This window comes from Arcobacter rhizosphaerae, assembly GCF_049472155.1.
In the GTDB taxonomy this organism is placed as follows: Bacteria; Campylobacterota; Campylobacteria; order Campylobacterales; family Arcobacteraceae; genus Arcobacter_B.
In genome coordinates, this window is the sequence record NZ_JBMOVW010000002.1 from 417,524 (window position 1) to 431,670 (window position 14,147).

Genomic DNA, 14,147 nt, shown 5'->3' on the forward strand with positions numbered 1-14,147 from the left:
TTACTATGATGCCTACAGTTGAAGAAATAGCTATAAAAAATGTTGTCTTAATAGATAGAAATAAAACATTAGCACAAGCCATTAAAAAAATGGCAGATGCTAATATAAGAAATATAGTTGTTGTTGATACTGTAGAGCAAATCAACGAATATTTCATGCTTACAATTGATCACTTAATTGATTATAAACTAGGCAGTATTGATGATAATATATCTTTAACAAAACTTGAACTTCCTAAAGCAAAAGTTGTAAAAAAAGATTTAAATATTTTAAACTTACTAAATGAAGTAAATAGTACTGATAGATATATGATTATTTTAGAAGATAAAGATATTATAGGTATTTTATCTTATAGTGATATTATCAATAATATTGACCCTAAAATACTTATAAAAAAGCAAACTATAGCTAAATTAATTTTACAATATAAAGCTGTAACAGCTTATGAAAATACTACTACCTTACACACTATTGAATTAATGAGAGATAATCATACAGATTCAGTTATTATAATCAATAATATTCAAGAACCTATAGGTATTTTTACGACAAAAGATTTTATAAGTTTAGTACATGAAAATTCAGACATGAATCTTCCTATAAAAAAATATATGACTAAACCTGTATATACATTAAATGAAAATGCTACCATATCAAATGCTTTAGATTTTATTCAAGATAAACATTTTAAAAGAATAGTTGTAACAGATGATAAAAATAAATTAATAGGAATATTAACACAAAAAGAATTACTTCGAATTGTTTATAATAAATGGATTGATTTTATAAAAGAAGAAGGAAATAAAATTTCAAGAATAAATGAAGAACTTTTATCAAAAACTTCAAAACTTGAAGAAAAAGCTTCTTATGACTTTTTAACAAAACTTTATAATAGAGAAAAGTTTGATTCTTATTTAGAATATGAGATAAAAAAAAGTAACAGATATGATACTCAATATCTTTCAGTAATGATACTTGACATAGATTATTTTAAAAATGTAAATGATACTTATGGGCATTTAATTGGAGATAATGTACTAAAAGAACTTGCTAAAATTCTTACTGTTTGCTCAAGAGATAGTGATATTGTTGCTAGATGGGGAGGTGAAGAGTTTGTAATGATGCTTCCCCAAACAAATATAGAACAAGCAATGTTTGTAGCACAAAAACTTCGAGCTACAATTGAAAAACATCCTTTTGAAAAAGTTGGTAATATTACCTGTTCGATTGGAATAAGTCAATATCACAAAGTTGAAAGCAAAGAAGTATTATTTAAAAGAGTAGATGATGCTTTATATAAAGCAAAAACAAATGGTAGAAATAGAGTTGAAATAGGGTTTTTTGAGAACTCTTTTGAACAAGAACAAAATAGTTAGACTATTTTGTTTTCTTGCATATAAATATCAATTTATCTGCTTCATCTTCACAATGAAGATTAAACTCTCTTATCTCTTCAACTTTAAAACCATTATTTTCTAAAAGTTGAGATAAAAAATCTTTTGAGTGATACTCTTGGATTATACTATCAGCTTCTTTAGAGAATAAATTGCTTTTTTGCTTAGTAAATAATGTAAGATTTGTTTGAAGTTTTTCATCTTCAAAAATAGCATCAATTGAAATGAATTTATCTTTTAAATCCATAGTTATACACCCCTGAGCTATTTCATCAAAACCAAAATAAGAATTCACATCAAACATAAAATAAGCATTTTCATTTAATACTTTTGATACATCTTTTATAAATGTTTCTAAATATTTTTTATCCATATAATTTAATACATCAAAAATAGCAGTAGCACAATCAAATTTTTCTTCTACTTTATCCAAAGCAATTGCGCTTGCTTCTAAACCTTTTGCTTTACATACTTTTATTTGCTCAACACTTAAATCAGTTCCAAAAGCTTTTTTTCCATTGATTTTAAGATTTTCTAGAAAATAACCTTGACCACATCCAATATCAATAATGTTGTCAAGTTCATTTACCATCACAAACTCCATAAATTGTCTGTGAAGAGTATAAACCTCATCTTCAAAATCTAAATAAGGCTCAATCTTTGAGTATAAGTCTAATCCCATTAAAGTACTTCTTCTATCTTTTCTTTTAAGTCTAAGATTAAATCTTTTTTAGCATAAAAAGCATTTTTGTTAGCTATTAAGTGAGCTGAACTTTCCATAATAGTAGGACCTACTTCAAGTCCATTTTGTTTCATAGTTTCACCAGTTTCTACAATATCAACAATACAATCTGAAAGATTTACTAAAGGTGCAAGTTCAATAGAACCATAAAGCTTAATAATCTCAACAGCCATTGCTTTTTCTTCAAAGAATTTTTTAGCAATTTTTTCATGCTTTGTAGCAACAGTAATTTTACTTTTTGTTAAGTCAAGTTCTTCACCTTTTCTTAATCCAAATGCAACTTTACATCTACCAAGTTCTAAATCAAGTAATTTGATTAAGTCATACTCTTTTTCTTCTAATACATCAAGTCCAACTACACCTAAATCAGCTGCTCCATGCATTACATAAGTTGGTACATCTTGATTTCTTACATTTAAAAATCTAAAACCAGATTTTTCAAGTATTAATTTTCTATCTTCAAATACAAACTCTTCACCAAAAGCTTTCTCAAACTTAGCTAAAGTCTCCTTGGCAATTCTTCCCTTAGGCAATGCAATTGTTAGCATCAATAATCCTTTTCATGTTCTCAAATATTAAATCTTTTTTATAAATACTATTTTTAAAATATTGGCTTAAAAGCTTTCCATCTCCACCTGTAAATATAACTTTTTTATTTTTACTTATTTCTTTTATAGGTAAAATAATGGATTTTAACATAGCATATTGTATAGCATCTTTTGTTTGAAGCGGTATTTTATCTAAATTTATATTTTTTTCAAAATCAAACTTTAATTTTTTAGATATTTTTGGATATGTTTTCATAAAAGCTCTAAAGCCAGGTAAAATAAAACCACCTTTATGAATTCCCTCTTCCATAATATCAACAGTAATAGCACTTCCAGCATCAACAATTACTGCATTTTTTTCATATACACAAGCTAGGGCTCTATCTATCCCATGTCCTATATAATCAGTTTTGAATTCTAAATATTTTTTTATATTTATAGCAGTAGGATTTGCTTTTAAAAGTTTTTTTGTTGCTTTTTTATTTACTGATACAAAAATAATTTGATCATTAAAAGTGGGGATATCTTCTTTTAATGAATATCTTTTATGCTTTTTTTTAATTAAAAAATGGAAAGTAGTATTACCAATATCACATAAAATCAACTCTTACACTCCAATCATTTTCTTGTAAGTATTTCTTTGCTTTAGAACATAAAGGGCTTGTAATAATTAATTCTTTTTTCTTAAAATTATGTTCTTTTAAAGAAGCTAGTTTTTCACATAAAATTATAAGTTCATCTGCATTTTTTCTTAGAAATCGACTTTTAGCATCAAATTTGAAAATTGCATAATATTTTGAGTCAACACTTGTTGCTGTATAAATCTCTATTTTTTTTCTTGAACCTAAAGCTTTTGGTTCTATTTTTTCAATTTCTTTAAATAATATATCTTTATTTGTATAGTATTTTGTAAGTTCTTTCAATAATCTATCCTTATATTTATATAGATTATAGCTAATTCTCACTTTTATTTATAAAATTTCTTTCTTTAAACTCTTTTGCTGCTACTGCATAACCACCATTCGAACTATCAACAAAATGTGCATGTTTTCCATGTCTTTCAAAAATAAGACAAGTCATTAAAGCTGCATCTGATTTATGTAGTCCATAAATTATCTCACCTTTTTTAAACTCATTCTCTAGATAGCTTTTTAACTTAAGAGTTTGTTCTTTACTTGTTGATACTACCATTCTTAATAAATCATCAAATTTTTCTGCATCAATTGAAGAAATTGTTCTATTTCTATAAGAACCCCACTTACCAACACCTAATTTCATAATTACAAAACCAATTATATTTATAAATTTTAGTCCTAAAATTTTTATATATCTTTTAAATAAGTCCTTTTCATATATTGAAGCTTCTACTTTTAAATCATTAGTATTAAAACTAAGTTTTAATTTGTCATTATTTAAAGGAGACCTTTTTATTTTATTTCCTATTATTCTTTCAATATTATCTAAGATATTTAAGTAGTACTCATCATCTTTACATTTAATAATAATAGCTAAAGTATCATCTCTAGGTGATTTTATAGCTTCCCATCGACATTCTAAACCTTCTAAATCAACTACAGTTGAATCAAGTAACTTATCTTTTATTAAAAACTCTTCACTATTTTTAAGTAAATCATCGGCAAACTCTAAACCTCCACCTTTTACAATAGCTTGAAAGCTATCTTCATTTAGTTTTAACTTTGTAATATCAATTTGTTTTTTATTTTCATATATTTTAGAAATACAAATTATTCCTACTCTTAAATCTAAAGAGTAAGTTTCTTTTGATATTTTTTGCACTCCTAGTAAAATTTGTTTAGCTTCTTCATAAATTATCTTTGGGATCAAAACAAAAGCTCCATCTCCACCAAAGACAAAAGGTAAATCAAGAGTTTTATCAATATTAAGAATAGAAATAATACTTAAAGCCCCAACCATATTGACTTCTTTATATTTCCCATTACTTATTGCATTTGTAGAGTTTTTCACATCTGTAATAACAACATACCAATCATCTGGCATACTTTTATAATTAGTAGATTTTGTTATATCTTTTATAGATTTTATACTTTCTAAATTCTTGTAAAAATCTTTATTCATTTTAATCTTCCAGTAAATTTAAAAGTTCCATATTTTTCAGAACTTCTGTTGTTCCATTTGAAACAGCCATTAAAGGTTCCTCACTTATATGTACAGGAAGTTTAATTATGTTTGATAAGTATTTATCAATTCCCCTTAAAAGTGCACCTCCACCTGTTAGTACAACTCCATTATCAATAACATCTGCTGCTAAATCAGGAGGCATTTGTTCTAAAAGTTTTCTAATAGAATTTGAAATTTCTTTTAAAGGTTCACTAATTGCTTTTCTAAACTCTTCACTATTTAACTCAATAGTTTTTAAAAAACCAAAATTATCTTTTCCTTTAACTTTTACAGTTAAAGGTTTTTCAAGTTTTATTGCCGTACCAATGGCAAATTTAACTTTTTCAGCAGCTTCACTACCTATAGTAAGACTATAATTTTGTTTTATAAACTTTACTATTTGTGCATCAAAACTATCACCAGCTGTTCTTGTAGCTTTACATAAAACAAGACCACCTAATGAAGTAAGTCCAATCTCAGTAGTTCCAGACCCAATATCTACTACAACATGACCATCTGGACTATTTACAGGAATTCCTGCACCAATTGCAGCAGCTAAAGGCTCTTCAATTAAATATACTTTTCTAGCTCCTGCTGCAATTGCTGATTCTTTAACAGCATTTCGCTCCACTGGTGTTACCCCATAAGGTATACAGATTATGATTTTAGGTTTAAAAAAGAAGTTCTTTTTATAAGCTTTTTGAATAAAATAGTTTATCATAGTTTCTGTAGTATCAAAATCAGCAATAACACCATCTTGCATAGGTCTTACAGCTTTAATATGTAAAGGTGTTTTTCCAAGCATTCTTTTTGCTTCAAGCCCAACAGCTATTACTTTATTTTCACCTTTATTATTTTTTTGTATTGCTACTACTGAGGGTTCATTTATGATAACGCCCTTGTCTTTTGTTGTAACAATAATATTTGCAGTACCTAAATCAATAGCGATATTAGGTGCGATAAGATTTGATAAAGTATTAAACATATTTTTCCCAAATTTAAATTTATATTGAGATTATATAGGTAAAGCAGTTAAAAAGCGATGAAGTATGTATTAATTTTTCTTATCAATAAGAGAGAAAACTCTCTTATTGATTGTTAATTTCTCTTGCACCTATATTTCCATATCTATGGTATGAGTGAGAAACTGATTGTTCTATGAAATAGTTAAGAAGTTCTAATCTTCCTTCCATCATAGGTTTTGCTCTAATAATAAAAGTCACTGTTTTAGCTGCTTCTTCAAATACAGCAGAACTAACCTTTGAAATATCAGAATATATTATTCTATCATAAGAAGAAATATGCTTCATCATTTCATTTTCACTTTGTTCAACTAAGCTATCTCTTGAAGTGAATAACTCAGACTTATTTGCCTCTAGGAAATCTTTTACTAGATTATTATTTTCGATTGAAACTTTAAAATGAACCCCAGAAACTCTTGCAGCTAGAATTCTTGATACTGCTTCAAATAAAGTATCATCACTAGATACTCTAATTAATACATTTTTTAAAGGAATATATCTGAAATGATTATCTTCACCTCTTACTTTACAATAATCTTTTTCTTGGCTAAACTCATTTTCATAATTTTCATAATATGACTGTAAAGCAACACCAAGTTTCTCAAAGTCTTCTTTGTTATTATTTGTTTTTGCACAACTTTCAATAAAACTTGCTAAATCTGAATTATATCTTCTGCTAACACTTGGTGTTTTTGTTTCATTATAATCAACAAATTGAGTTATATAGTTATAAATTCCTACTTTTCTACCTGCACCAATAGCAGATTTACCCATACCACCAAAAGGTTGTCTTAATACAATTGCACCTGTAGTTCCTCTATTTACATAAAGATTACCAGCTTTTAAATTAGCTTTCCAATACTCAACTTCTCTTTCATCTAAAGATTCAATTCCTGAAGTTAAACCATAGCCTGTATCATTTACAATTTTTACAGCATGTTTTAAATCTCTTGCTTTCATAACAGCAAGTACTGGTCCAAATAATTCATTTTTATGAATAAAATTGCCCTCTTCAACTCCCCACTTAATAGCAGGTTTTAACATAAACTCATTGTCATTAGCATACTCTGGTGCTAATGCCCATTCTTCATTTCCTTCAAGTTCACTAATTGCTTGTTTTAAAGCCCCTCCAACTGGATTTGCTAAAGTTCCTATTCTATTTTTAAAATCCCAAACAGAACCAACACTCATAGATTTTGCTGTATCAATTAAAGCTTTTCTAAATGACTTATCATTATAAACTTCCTCTTCTAATACAAGTAAAGATGTTGCACTACACTTTTGACCTGAGTTATTAAATGCACTTAAACACACATTTTTAACAGCTTGCTCTCTATCTGCCATATTTGTTACAATTGTTGCATCTTTTCCACCAGTTTCAGCTGTTAAGAATAAATCTGGTCTTGTTTCTAACATACTATAAGCAGTATCTTCACCACCTGTTAAAATCACAAAATCAACATCTTTATTTGCTATTAAATGTTCCCCTGCAAGTCTTCCTGGACAAGGAACAAACTGTAAAACATTTTTAGAAATACCAGCATCCCAAAAACATTTGCACATTTCATAAGCAGTTAAAGCAGCAACTGAAGCAGGTTTAATAATTACAGTATTTCCAGCAGCCAAAATAGAAGCCACACCACCTAAAGGAATAGCAACTGGGAAATTCCAAGGAGGAACAACAACTCCTACACCCTTTCCTGAAAACTCTAAATTTTCATACTTATCCCAGTATTGTGCACTATGTGAATAAAACTCAATAAAATCAACTGCTTCTGAAACTTCAACATCAGTTTCTGTAAATACCTTACCAACCTCAGCTGCAGCTACTCCAATTAAATCATCTCTTCTCTCACGCACTTTTATAGCTGCTTGTTTAAGCATAGCATGTCTTTGACTATGAGATAAACTTCTCCATCCGTCAATATCAGCTTTTGCAACATCAACAGCTCTTTTTAAATCATCAGCAGTTGCATTCGCAAACTTACCTGCTAAAACACCCTCTTTTAATTGAGACTTATCAATAGCTTCAACAATTTTTCTATCTTGTGTTAAATCCTCACCTCCAACTACAACAGGAGTAATTTTATGTTCAGTGTCTTTTGAGAATTTCCATTTTTTTACAATATTTCTTGCCCATTCTTGATTTGCTGGAAGTACAAAGTCTGTATCAGCTTCTGCATGGTAATCACCTGTATCATAAGAAGAACCCATAAAGTTTTCAAAATTCTCTTCTAATCTATTTTGTTGTCTTTTTGCACCAACATAAGATGTTTTTTCATTTATAAAAGATTTTCTAAATAAAGCTTCTTGCATTTTCCAATCTCTTGAACCAACTTCAAGACCAAAAGAATATCTAATAAAGTTATTTGGTCCTGTATTCTCATCAAGTCTTCTTACTAAATAAGCAATTGCATTTGTAAATTGTTCCTTTGAAGCTGTTGGACCATATAAAATTGCATTTTTTGAAATCTCTTTAATAGCAAGTCTAGCAGGTTCGCTCATACCTTCTAACATTTCAATAGTATGATACTCAGAAGTCTTATTAGCATTTGCCAACTCTACAGCAAAAGCTTGTTCAAATAAGTTATGAGAACCTGTTCCAACATGCATAAATGGTGCATTTTCACTTTGAAGAGCATATCTTATCATTCTTTTATAGTTAGAATCTGTATCACTTTTATCAGTATAAGTTACCATTTCCCAATGCTTTTGAGATGCTTCTGTTTCCTCCATCTCCATATTAGCACCTTTTACAAGTCTAAACTTAATAGGTGAACCACCATTTTCAACTCTTTTTTTAGCCCATTGGCATAAATCTTTTTGAACTAAAAATGAATCTGGAATATATGCTTGAAGTACTATTCCTGCATAAAAATCTTTAAACTGTGGTAAATCTAAAGTTCTTTTAAATACCTCAACAGTAATATCTAAATCTCTATACTCTTCCATATCAAGATTAATAAACTTATTTGATTTTGTACCATCAGCAGCTACATAAGGGTATTTTTGTGCTTGCTCATAAATTCTAGTTAGTTTTTGAACTAAAGTTTGAACTGTTCCTTCAAAATTCAATGGATTAATTTGTGAATAGATAGTTGAAATTTTAATAGAAATATAATCAATATTTGGATTTTCTAAAGCTTTTAGATATTTTTCAATTCTCTCTTGTGCTTCTTCTTCTCCAAGTACAACTTCCCCAATAAGATTTACATTTACTCTAGTACCTTCTGATTTTCTCATTTTAAGATGTTTATTAAATGGTTCATCTTCACCTTTTAAAACAACAGTTTTTGTATCTTCTCTAATTTGATTAACAAACATAGGAACTGATAAATCAGGCAAAAATTTACCAAAATTTTTAAATAACCATAAAAGAGATTTATCTTTTGTAGTAAAAAAATGTGCCATACCATGTTTTTCTAATAAGAATATAATTTGATCTGCAACTCTAGCATTTGATTCACATCTAAAACATTGATCCATTAGCTCAATTAATAATGCTTTATCTTCTGGATGTTCAAGCATTTTATTCATCTTTACATAAAATTCCCTATCCCAATCACTTACTAGTTCAGTTGCTCTGTTTTGCCATTTTTGAGCTAACTTTATTGATGATTCTATTAATTCTTGTTCATTTTTCATCTATCTTTCCTTAAAATTTATTGTTTTTTAAATGAATTTTAAGTAGCTTAGAGCGCACACTTTCATTTGTGCTCGTAAGAGGGAAGCAACCGCCAAGTATGTCCCTCTTGCTACTTAAATATTTTTCTTCTTCAAATTAATGTTTTTTCCCTAAATATGCTTCTTGAATTGTTTTTGAATTTAACAACTCTTGTGCTGTACCTTCGTGAGTAATTTTACCAACTTCAAGTACATAAGCTCTATCTGCTAATTTTAAAGCAGCTTTTGCATTTTGTTCTACTAAAAGAACAGTTACTCCACTTTGAGCAATTTCTTTTACTGCTTTAAAAATTGCTTTAATTAAAATTGGAGCTAATCCAAGTGAGGGTTCATCAAGGATTAATAGTTTTGGTTTAGACATAATTGCCCTACCAATTGCAAGCATTTGTTGCTCACCACCTGAAAGCGTTCCTGCAAGTTGCTTTCGTCTTTCTTTTAATCTTGGAAGAATGTCATAAATCCACTCTAAAGTCTCTTTATCATGGTCTTTTAAAGTATATGCACCCATCATTAAGTTTTCTTCAACTGTTAAAATTCCAAAAACTCTTCTTCCTTCTGGAGAGTGAGACATTCCCAGACTTACGATATCATGAGCTTCACATTTTGTAATATCATTTTTATCAAAAACAATATGTCCAGATTTTGGTTTTAAAAGTCCTGAAATAGTCTGTAGAGTTGTAGTTTTTCCAGCACCATTAGCACCAAGAATTGTAACTACCTCACCTCTTCTAACTTGTAAAGATATACCTTTAATAGCTGCAATTGCCCCATAAGATACATGAAGATCTTTTATATCTAATAAAATCTCATTATTTACCATTATTCATCCTCCTCATCATCTGTTCCAATATATGCTTCAACAACTCTTGGATCATCTTGAACAAATGAAGGCTCACCTTGAGAAATCTCTTTTCCAAAGTTAATAACAGTAATATAGTCAGTTAATTTCATAACCATTTCCATATCATGCTCAATCATCATAATACCAAGTCCCATCTCTTTAATTTTTAAGATGATATTTGTTAATTCAATTGTTTCATTTTCATTAAGTCCTGCTGCTGGCTCATCTAAAATTAAAATCTCTGGATTAGCAGCAAGTGCTCTTGCCATTTCAATTTTTCTTTGATTACCATAAGATAAATCACCTGCTGGAGTATCTGCATATTTACTTAAACCAAAAAAATCCATTAATTCTTCAACTTTTTGCCAATGTTTTAACTCGTCTTTTTTATAAGCAGGAGTATGAATAATTGAGTGGTACCATTTTTGATTAGATTTTGTATGAGTTCCTGCAATAATATTTTCAGCAACACTCATCTCTTTAAATAATCTAATATTTTGAAAAGTTCTTAAAACTCCTCTTTGAGCAATTTTATGAGGACTCATTCCTGTAATATTTTCACCCTTATATTTAATAGTTCCCTTCTCAGGAGTATAAATACCAGTTACACAGTTAAACAATGTAGTTTTACCAGCTCCATTTGGACCAATAATTCCATAAATTTGACCTGGTTTTACTTTTATAGTTAAATCATCAATAGCAACTAAACCATGGAAAAATTTTGAAACATTCTCAATTTCTAATACATATTTCATTATTTATTCTCCTTTAATTTAGCAGCTTTCTTTTTTAAGAACCTTGGAATATTTCCAAACTTAGCTGGCCATACACCATTTGGTCTTAAAATCATTGTTAAAACCATAGCAGCACCAAAAATCAAGTATCTTGATTCTTTAAATTCAGTAAATAACTCAGGTAATACAAACATTACGAAAGTTCCTATTATAATTCCTGGAAGTGAAGCAGATCCACCAACAAGAACAATAGCAAAGAACATAACAGATTGCATAAAATTAAATGATTCAGGAGATACAGCTGAATACTGAATAGCAAAAACAGCACCTGCAGCACCCGCAATAGCAGCACCTAAAGCAAATGCAAATAGCTTGTAGTATGAGATATTAATTCCCATTGATTTTGCTGCAATTTCATTTTTATTTATATAATATAATGCTCTTCCATATCTTGAAGTATCAAGGTTTCTAATAATCAATAAAGTAATTAGTAATAAACCAAATGCCATATAATAAATAGAAGTATCAGACCATAACTCATATCCAAATATTCTTACTACATCAATACCAAAAATACCATTTGGACCACCAGTTAAACCAAATACATCATTTGATAAAACTTGTTCAAAGATAATATTAAATCCAATTGTTGCAACAAGTAAATAATCACCTCTTAAGTGAATAATTGGACCTGCTAATAAAATTGAAAAGATTACTGGTATGATAATTGCAAATGGAATAGTTGCAATAATTTCAAAGCCAAAATGTACATTTAAAATAGCTGTTGTATATGCACCCATACCAAAGAAAATAGCATGACCCATATTAAAAATACCAGCACGTCCTAAAATAATATCTTGAGAGAAAGCAACAACTGCAAATACTAAAAATGTAATACCAATACTTAACCAAGCAGAGTCAACTAAAAACGGGAAAATAGCCATTACAACTAAAAATAGTACAGCTATACTTGTAGTTCTATTCATTATACTTTCTCCGCTGTTTTTTCACCAAGAATACCTGTAGGTCTTAGTATTAAAATTACAATTAATAAAATAAATGTAAATGTTTCAGCCCATTCTGTTGAAATATATCCTGCAATCATTGCATTAAATAATCCAAGTAATAAACCACCTAACATTGCTCCTGGAATTGAACCAATTCCACCAATAATAGCCGCAATAAAGGCATTTAATCCATAAAGCCATCCCATATCAAATGTTAAACCTCTATAGTAAATTCCAATAAATAAACCACCAATTGCCCCAAGCATTGATCCCACAATGAAAATAATCATAATAATTCTATTTACATTAATACCCATAAGTTTTGCAGCATCTTGATCTATTGCAGTAGCTCTAATTGCTGTACCCATTTTTGTTTTATTAATGAAAATATATAAAGCAATCATTAACACTGCTGATAGGGCTAAAATTACCATTTGTGTAAATGAAATTACTACAGTACCAAATGTCCAAGAAGTATTAGGGAAAACATCTGATGGGAAAATCTCCATATTTGGTCCCCAAATCAGCATAATTCCATTTTGAATCACTAAAGAAGCTCCAAGTGCAGAAACTACTGCACTTAACCTTGGTGCAGTTCTTAAAGGCCTGTATGCTAGACGCTCAAGAAGAACACCCACAAAAGCTACAATAACTGCTGTTAAAGAAAACACTATTACAATGTTTACTAAGTTCAGTGCATTTGAGCCATAAAATTGAGTAAAAATAGTAAGTCCAACATAAGCAGAAAAGGCAACAAGGTCACCGTGTGCGAAGTTGATTAACTTCATCACACCGTAAACCATTGTATAGCCTAAAGCTACTAATGCATATAAACTTCCTATAGTTAAACCATTAATTAACTGTTGAAGAAAAATATCCATATTATTAAAGCCTTATTATTCAGTAACTACTTTTTTAGTACCATCATTTTTCATTTTATAAACTACAAATTTAGCACCAACTCTCTCACCATCTTCTCTAATATTAAATGGTCCTGTAATACCTGGATAATCTTTCATATCATTTCTAATATAATCTGAAATCTTTTTAGTATCAAATGATTTAGTTTTTTCAACACCTTCAATTATTGCTCTTAAACCATCTGCATTTGTAACAGGCCAAATTGATGGAGGATCCATTTTAAATTCAGCTTTGTATGCAGCAAGATATTTTTTTGCAGCTTCATAAGGTAAAATTTCTGGTGTTGGGAAGTTTATTAAAACTGTACCCTCAGCAGCTTTACCAGCTAACTTATAGAAATCAGGGTTATCATTTGAATCTCCACCAATGAAATCAGCATTAATTTGTAATTGTTTTTGTTGAGCTCTTAATAATCCACCATCAGTATAATATCCTGAATAATAAATTACATCTGGATTCATTGCTTTAACTTTTGTAAGCATTGCTGTAAAGTTTTGAGTTCCTGATTTTATTTTCCCTCTAAATACTACATTTCCACCAAGTGCTTTAACAGAAGCTTCTGTTGCATCACCAAGTCCTGATGAATAAGATGAATAATCAGATAAAACAACAATTTTTTTGTATTTTTTTGTGTTTACCATATAATCTGCTGTAAAATCACTTTGAGATGAATTTGGAAATGAGTTTCTAAAGAAAGTCCAATATTTTCTTTTGATTAAAGAATCACTTGTTCCATCAGAAGTTTGTAAAACTTTACTTCTATAATAAGTAGTTTGTGCAGCTTCCGTTGCACCTGATGTATATGAACCAATTACAGCAAAAACACCTTCATTTACTAATTTTTTAGCACAAACAGCTGCTTTTTGAGCTTTTGCTTCATCATCACAAGTAACAACTTCAATTTGTTTACCTAGTAATCCACCTTGTGCATTTTTTTCATCTACAATAAGTTTTACAAAATTCTCAATACTTTGTCCCTCATTTGCATACTTACCTGTAATAGGTGCTTGTACACCAATTTTAACTGTATCAGCAGCTACTAAAGAACTTGCTACTACTGCACTTAGTGCTAATGCACCTGTTAATTTTTTAAAATTCATATATCTCTCCTTAAA

13 protein-coding genes are annotated in these 14,147 nt (G+C 29.1%); 1 reads left to right on the plus strand and 12 read right to left on the minus strand.

What is annotated here, in order from left to right; translation table 11 throughout:
* Window positions 1-5 precede the first annotated feature (5 nt).
* Window positions 6-1,376 (plus strand): diguanylate cyclase, encoded by a 1,371-nt coding sequence (locus tag ACH5BH_RS05110; RefSeq protein ID WP_423297664.1) that lies wholly within the window; start codon window positions 6-8, stop codon window positions 1,374-1,376.
* A 1-nt stretch (window position 1,377) separates the two neighbouring features.
* Here the strand turns inward: ACH5BH_RS05110 and ACH5BH_RS05115 are convergent, their stop codons facing one another.
* From ACH5BH_RS05115 to ACH5BH_RS05170, 12 genes are all read right to left on the minus strand, one after another.
* Window positions 1,378-2,076, minus strand: coding sequence for a class I SAM-dependent DNA methyltransferase (locus ACH5BH_RS05115; protein ID WP_423297665.1), 699 nt, complete (start codon window positions 2,074-2,076; stop codon window positions 1,378-1,380).
* Window positions 2,076-2,684 (minus strand): ATP phosphoribosyltransferase, encoded by a 609-nt coding sequence (gene hisG / locus ACH5BH_RS05120; protein ID WP_404305949.1) that lies wholly within the window; start codon window positions 2,682-2,684, stop codon window positions 2,076-2,078. The genes ACH5BH_RS05115 and hisG overlap by 1 nt, the downstream gene beginning before the upstream one ends.
* A complete protein-coding gene (locus ACH5BH_RS05125; protein ID WP_404305951.1) occupies window positions 2,662-3,288 on the minus strand; it encodes a type III pantothenate kinase in 627 nt (208 codons plus the stop codon). The genes hisG and ACH5BH_RS05125 overlap by 23 nt, the downstream gene beginning before the upstream one ends.
* Window positions 3,275-3,607: a hypothetical protein gene (locus tag ACH5BH_RS05130; protein WP_404305953.1), complete on the minus strand. Its 333-nt coding sequence runs from the start codon at window positions 3,605-3,607 to the stop codon at window positions 3,275-3,277. Before ACH5BH_RS05130 ends, ACH5BH_RS05125 begins: the two co-directional genes overlap by 14 nt.
* Before the next feature lie 31 nt (window positions 3,608-3,638).
* Window positions 3,639-4,781 (minus strand): DUF3095 domain-containing protein, encoded by a 1,143-nt coding sequence (locus tag ACH5BH_RS05135; RefSeq protein WP_423297666.1) that lies wholly within the window; start codon window positions 4,779-4,781, stop codon window positions 3,639-3,641.
* Between the two features lies 1 nt (window position 4,782).
* Entirely contained in the window at window positions 4,783-5,808 is a 1,026-nt protein-coding gene (locus ACH5BH_RS05140; RefSeq protein ID WP_404305957.1) for a rod shape-determining protein, read from the minus strand.
* Between the two features lie 103 nt (window positions 5,809-5,911).
* Complete coding sequence (locus ACH5BH_RS05145; RefSeq protein WP_423297668.1) at window positions 5,912-9,490, minus strand: proline dehydrogenase family protein; 3,579 nt, start codon at window positions 9,488-9,490, stop codon at window positions 5,912-5,914.
* 136 nt (window positions 9,491-9,626) lie between these two features.
* Window positions 9,627-10,349 carry an ABC transporter ATP-binding protein gene (locus tag ACH5BH_RS05150; RefSeq protein WP_404305961.1) on the minus strand — a complete coding sequence of 241 codons (723 nt, stop codon included), beginning with the start codon at window positions 10,347-10,349 and terminating at the stop codon, window positions 9,627-9,629.
* A complete protein-coding gene (locus ACH5BH_RS05155; RefSeq protein ID WP_404305963.1) occupies window positions 10,349-11,125 on the minus strand; it encodes an ABC transporter ATP-binding protein in 777 nt (258 codons plus the stop codon). The genes ACH5BH_RS05150 and ACH5BH_RS05155 overlap by 1 nt, the downstream gene beginning before the upstream one ends.
* Window positions 11,125-12,090: a branched-chain amino acid ABC transporter permease gene (locus ACH5BH_RS05160; RefSeq protein ID WP_404305965.1), complete on the minus strand. Its 966-nt coding sequence runs from the start codon at window positions 12,088-12,090 to the stop codon at window positions 11,125-11,127. The genes ACH5BH_RS05155 and ACH5BH_RS05160 overlap by 1 nt, the downstream gene beginning before the upstream one ends.
* Entirely contained in the window at window positions 12,090-12,992 is a 903-nt protein-coding gene (locus tag ACH5BH_RS05165) for a branched-chain amino acid ABC transporter permease (RefSeq protein ID WP_404305967.1), read from the minus strand. Before ACH5BH_RS05165 ends, ACH5BH_RS05160 begins: the two co-directional genes overlap by 1 nt.
* A gap of 15 nt (window positions 12,993-13,007) precedes the next feature.
* On the minus strand, window positions 13,008-14,132 hold the full coding sequence (locus ACH5BH_RS05170) for a branched-chain amino acid ABC transporter substrate-binding protein (RefSeq protein ID WP_404305969.1): 1,125 nt from the start codon (window positions 14,130-14,132) through the stop codon (window positions 13,008-13,010).
* Between the last annotated feature and the right edge of the window lie 15 nt (window positions 14,133-14,147).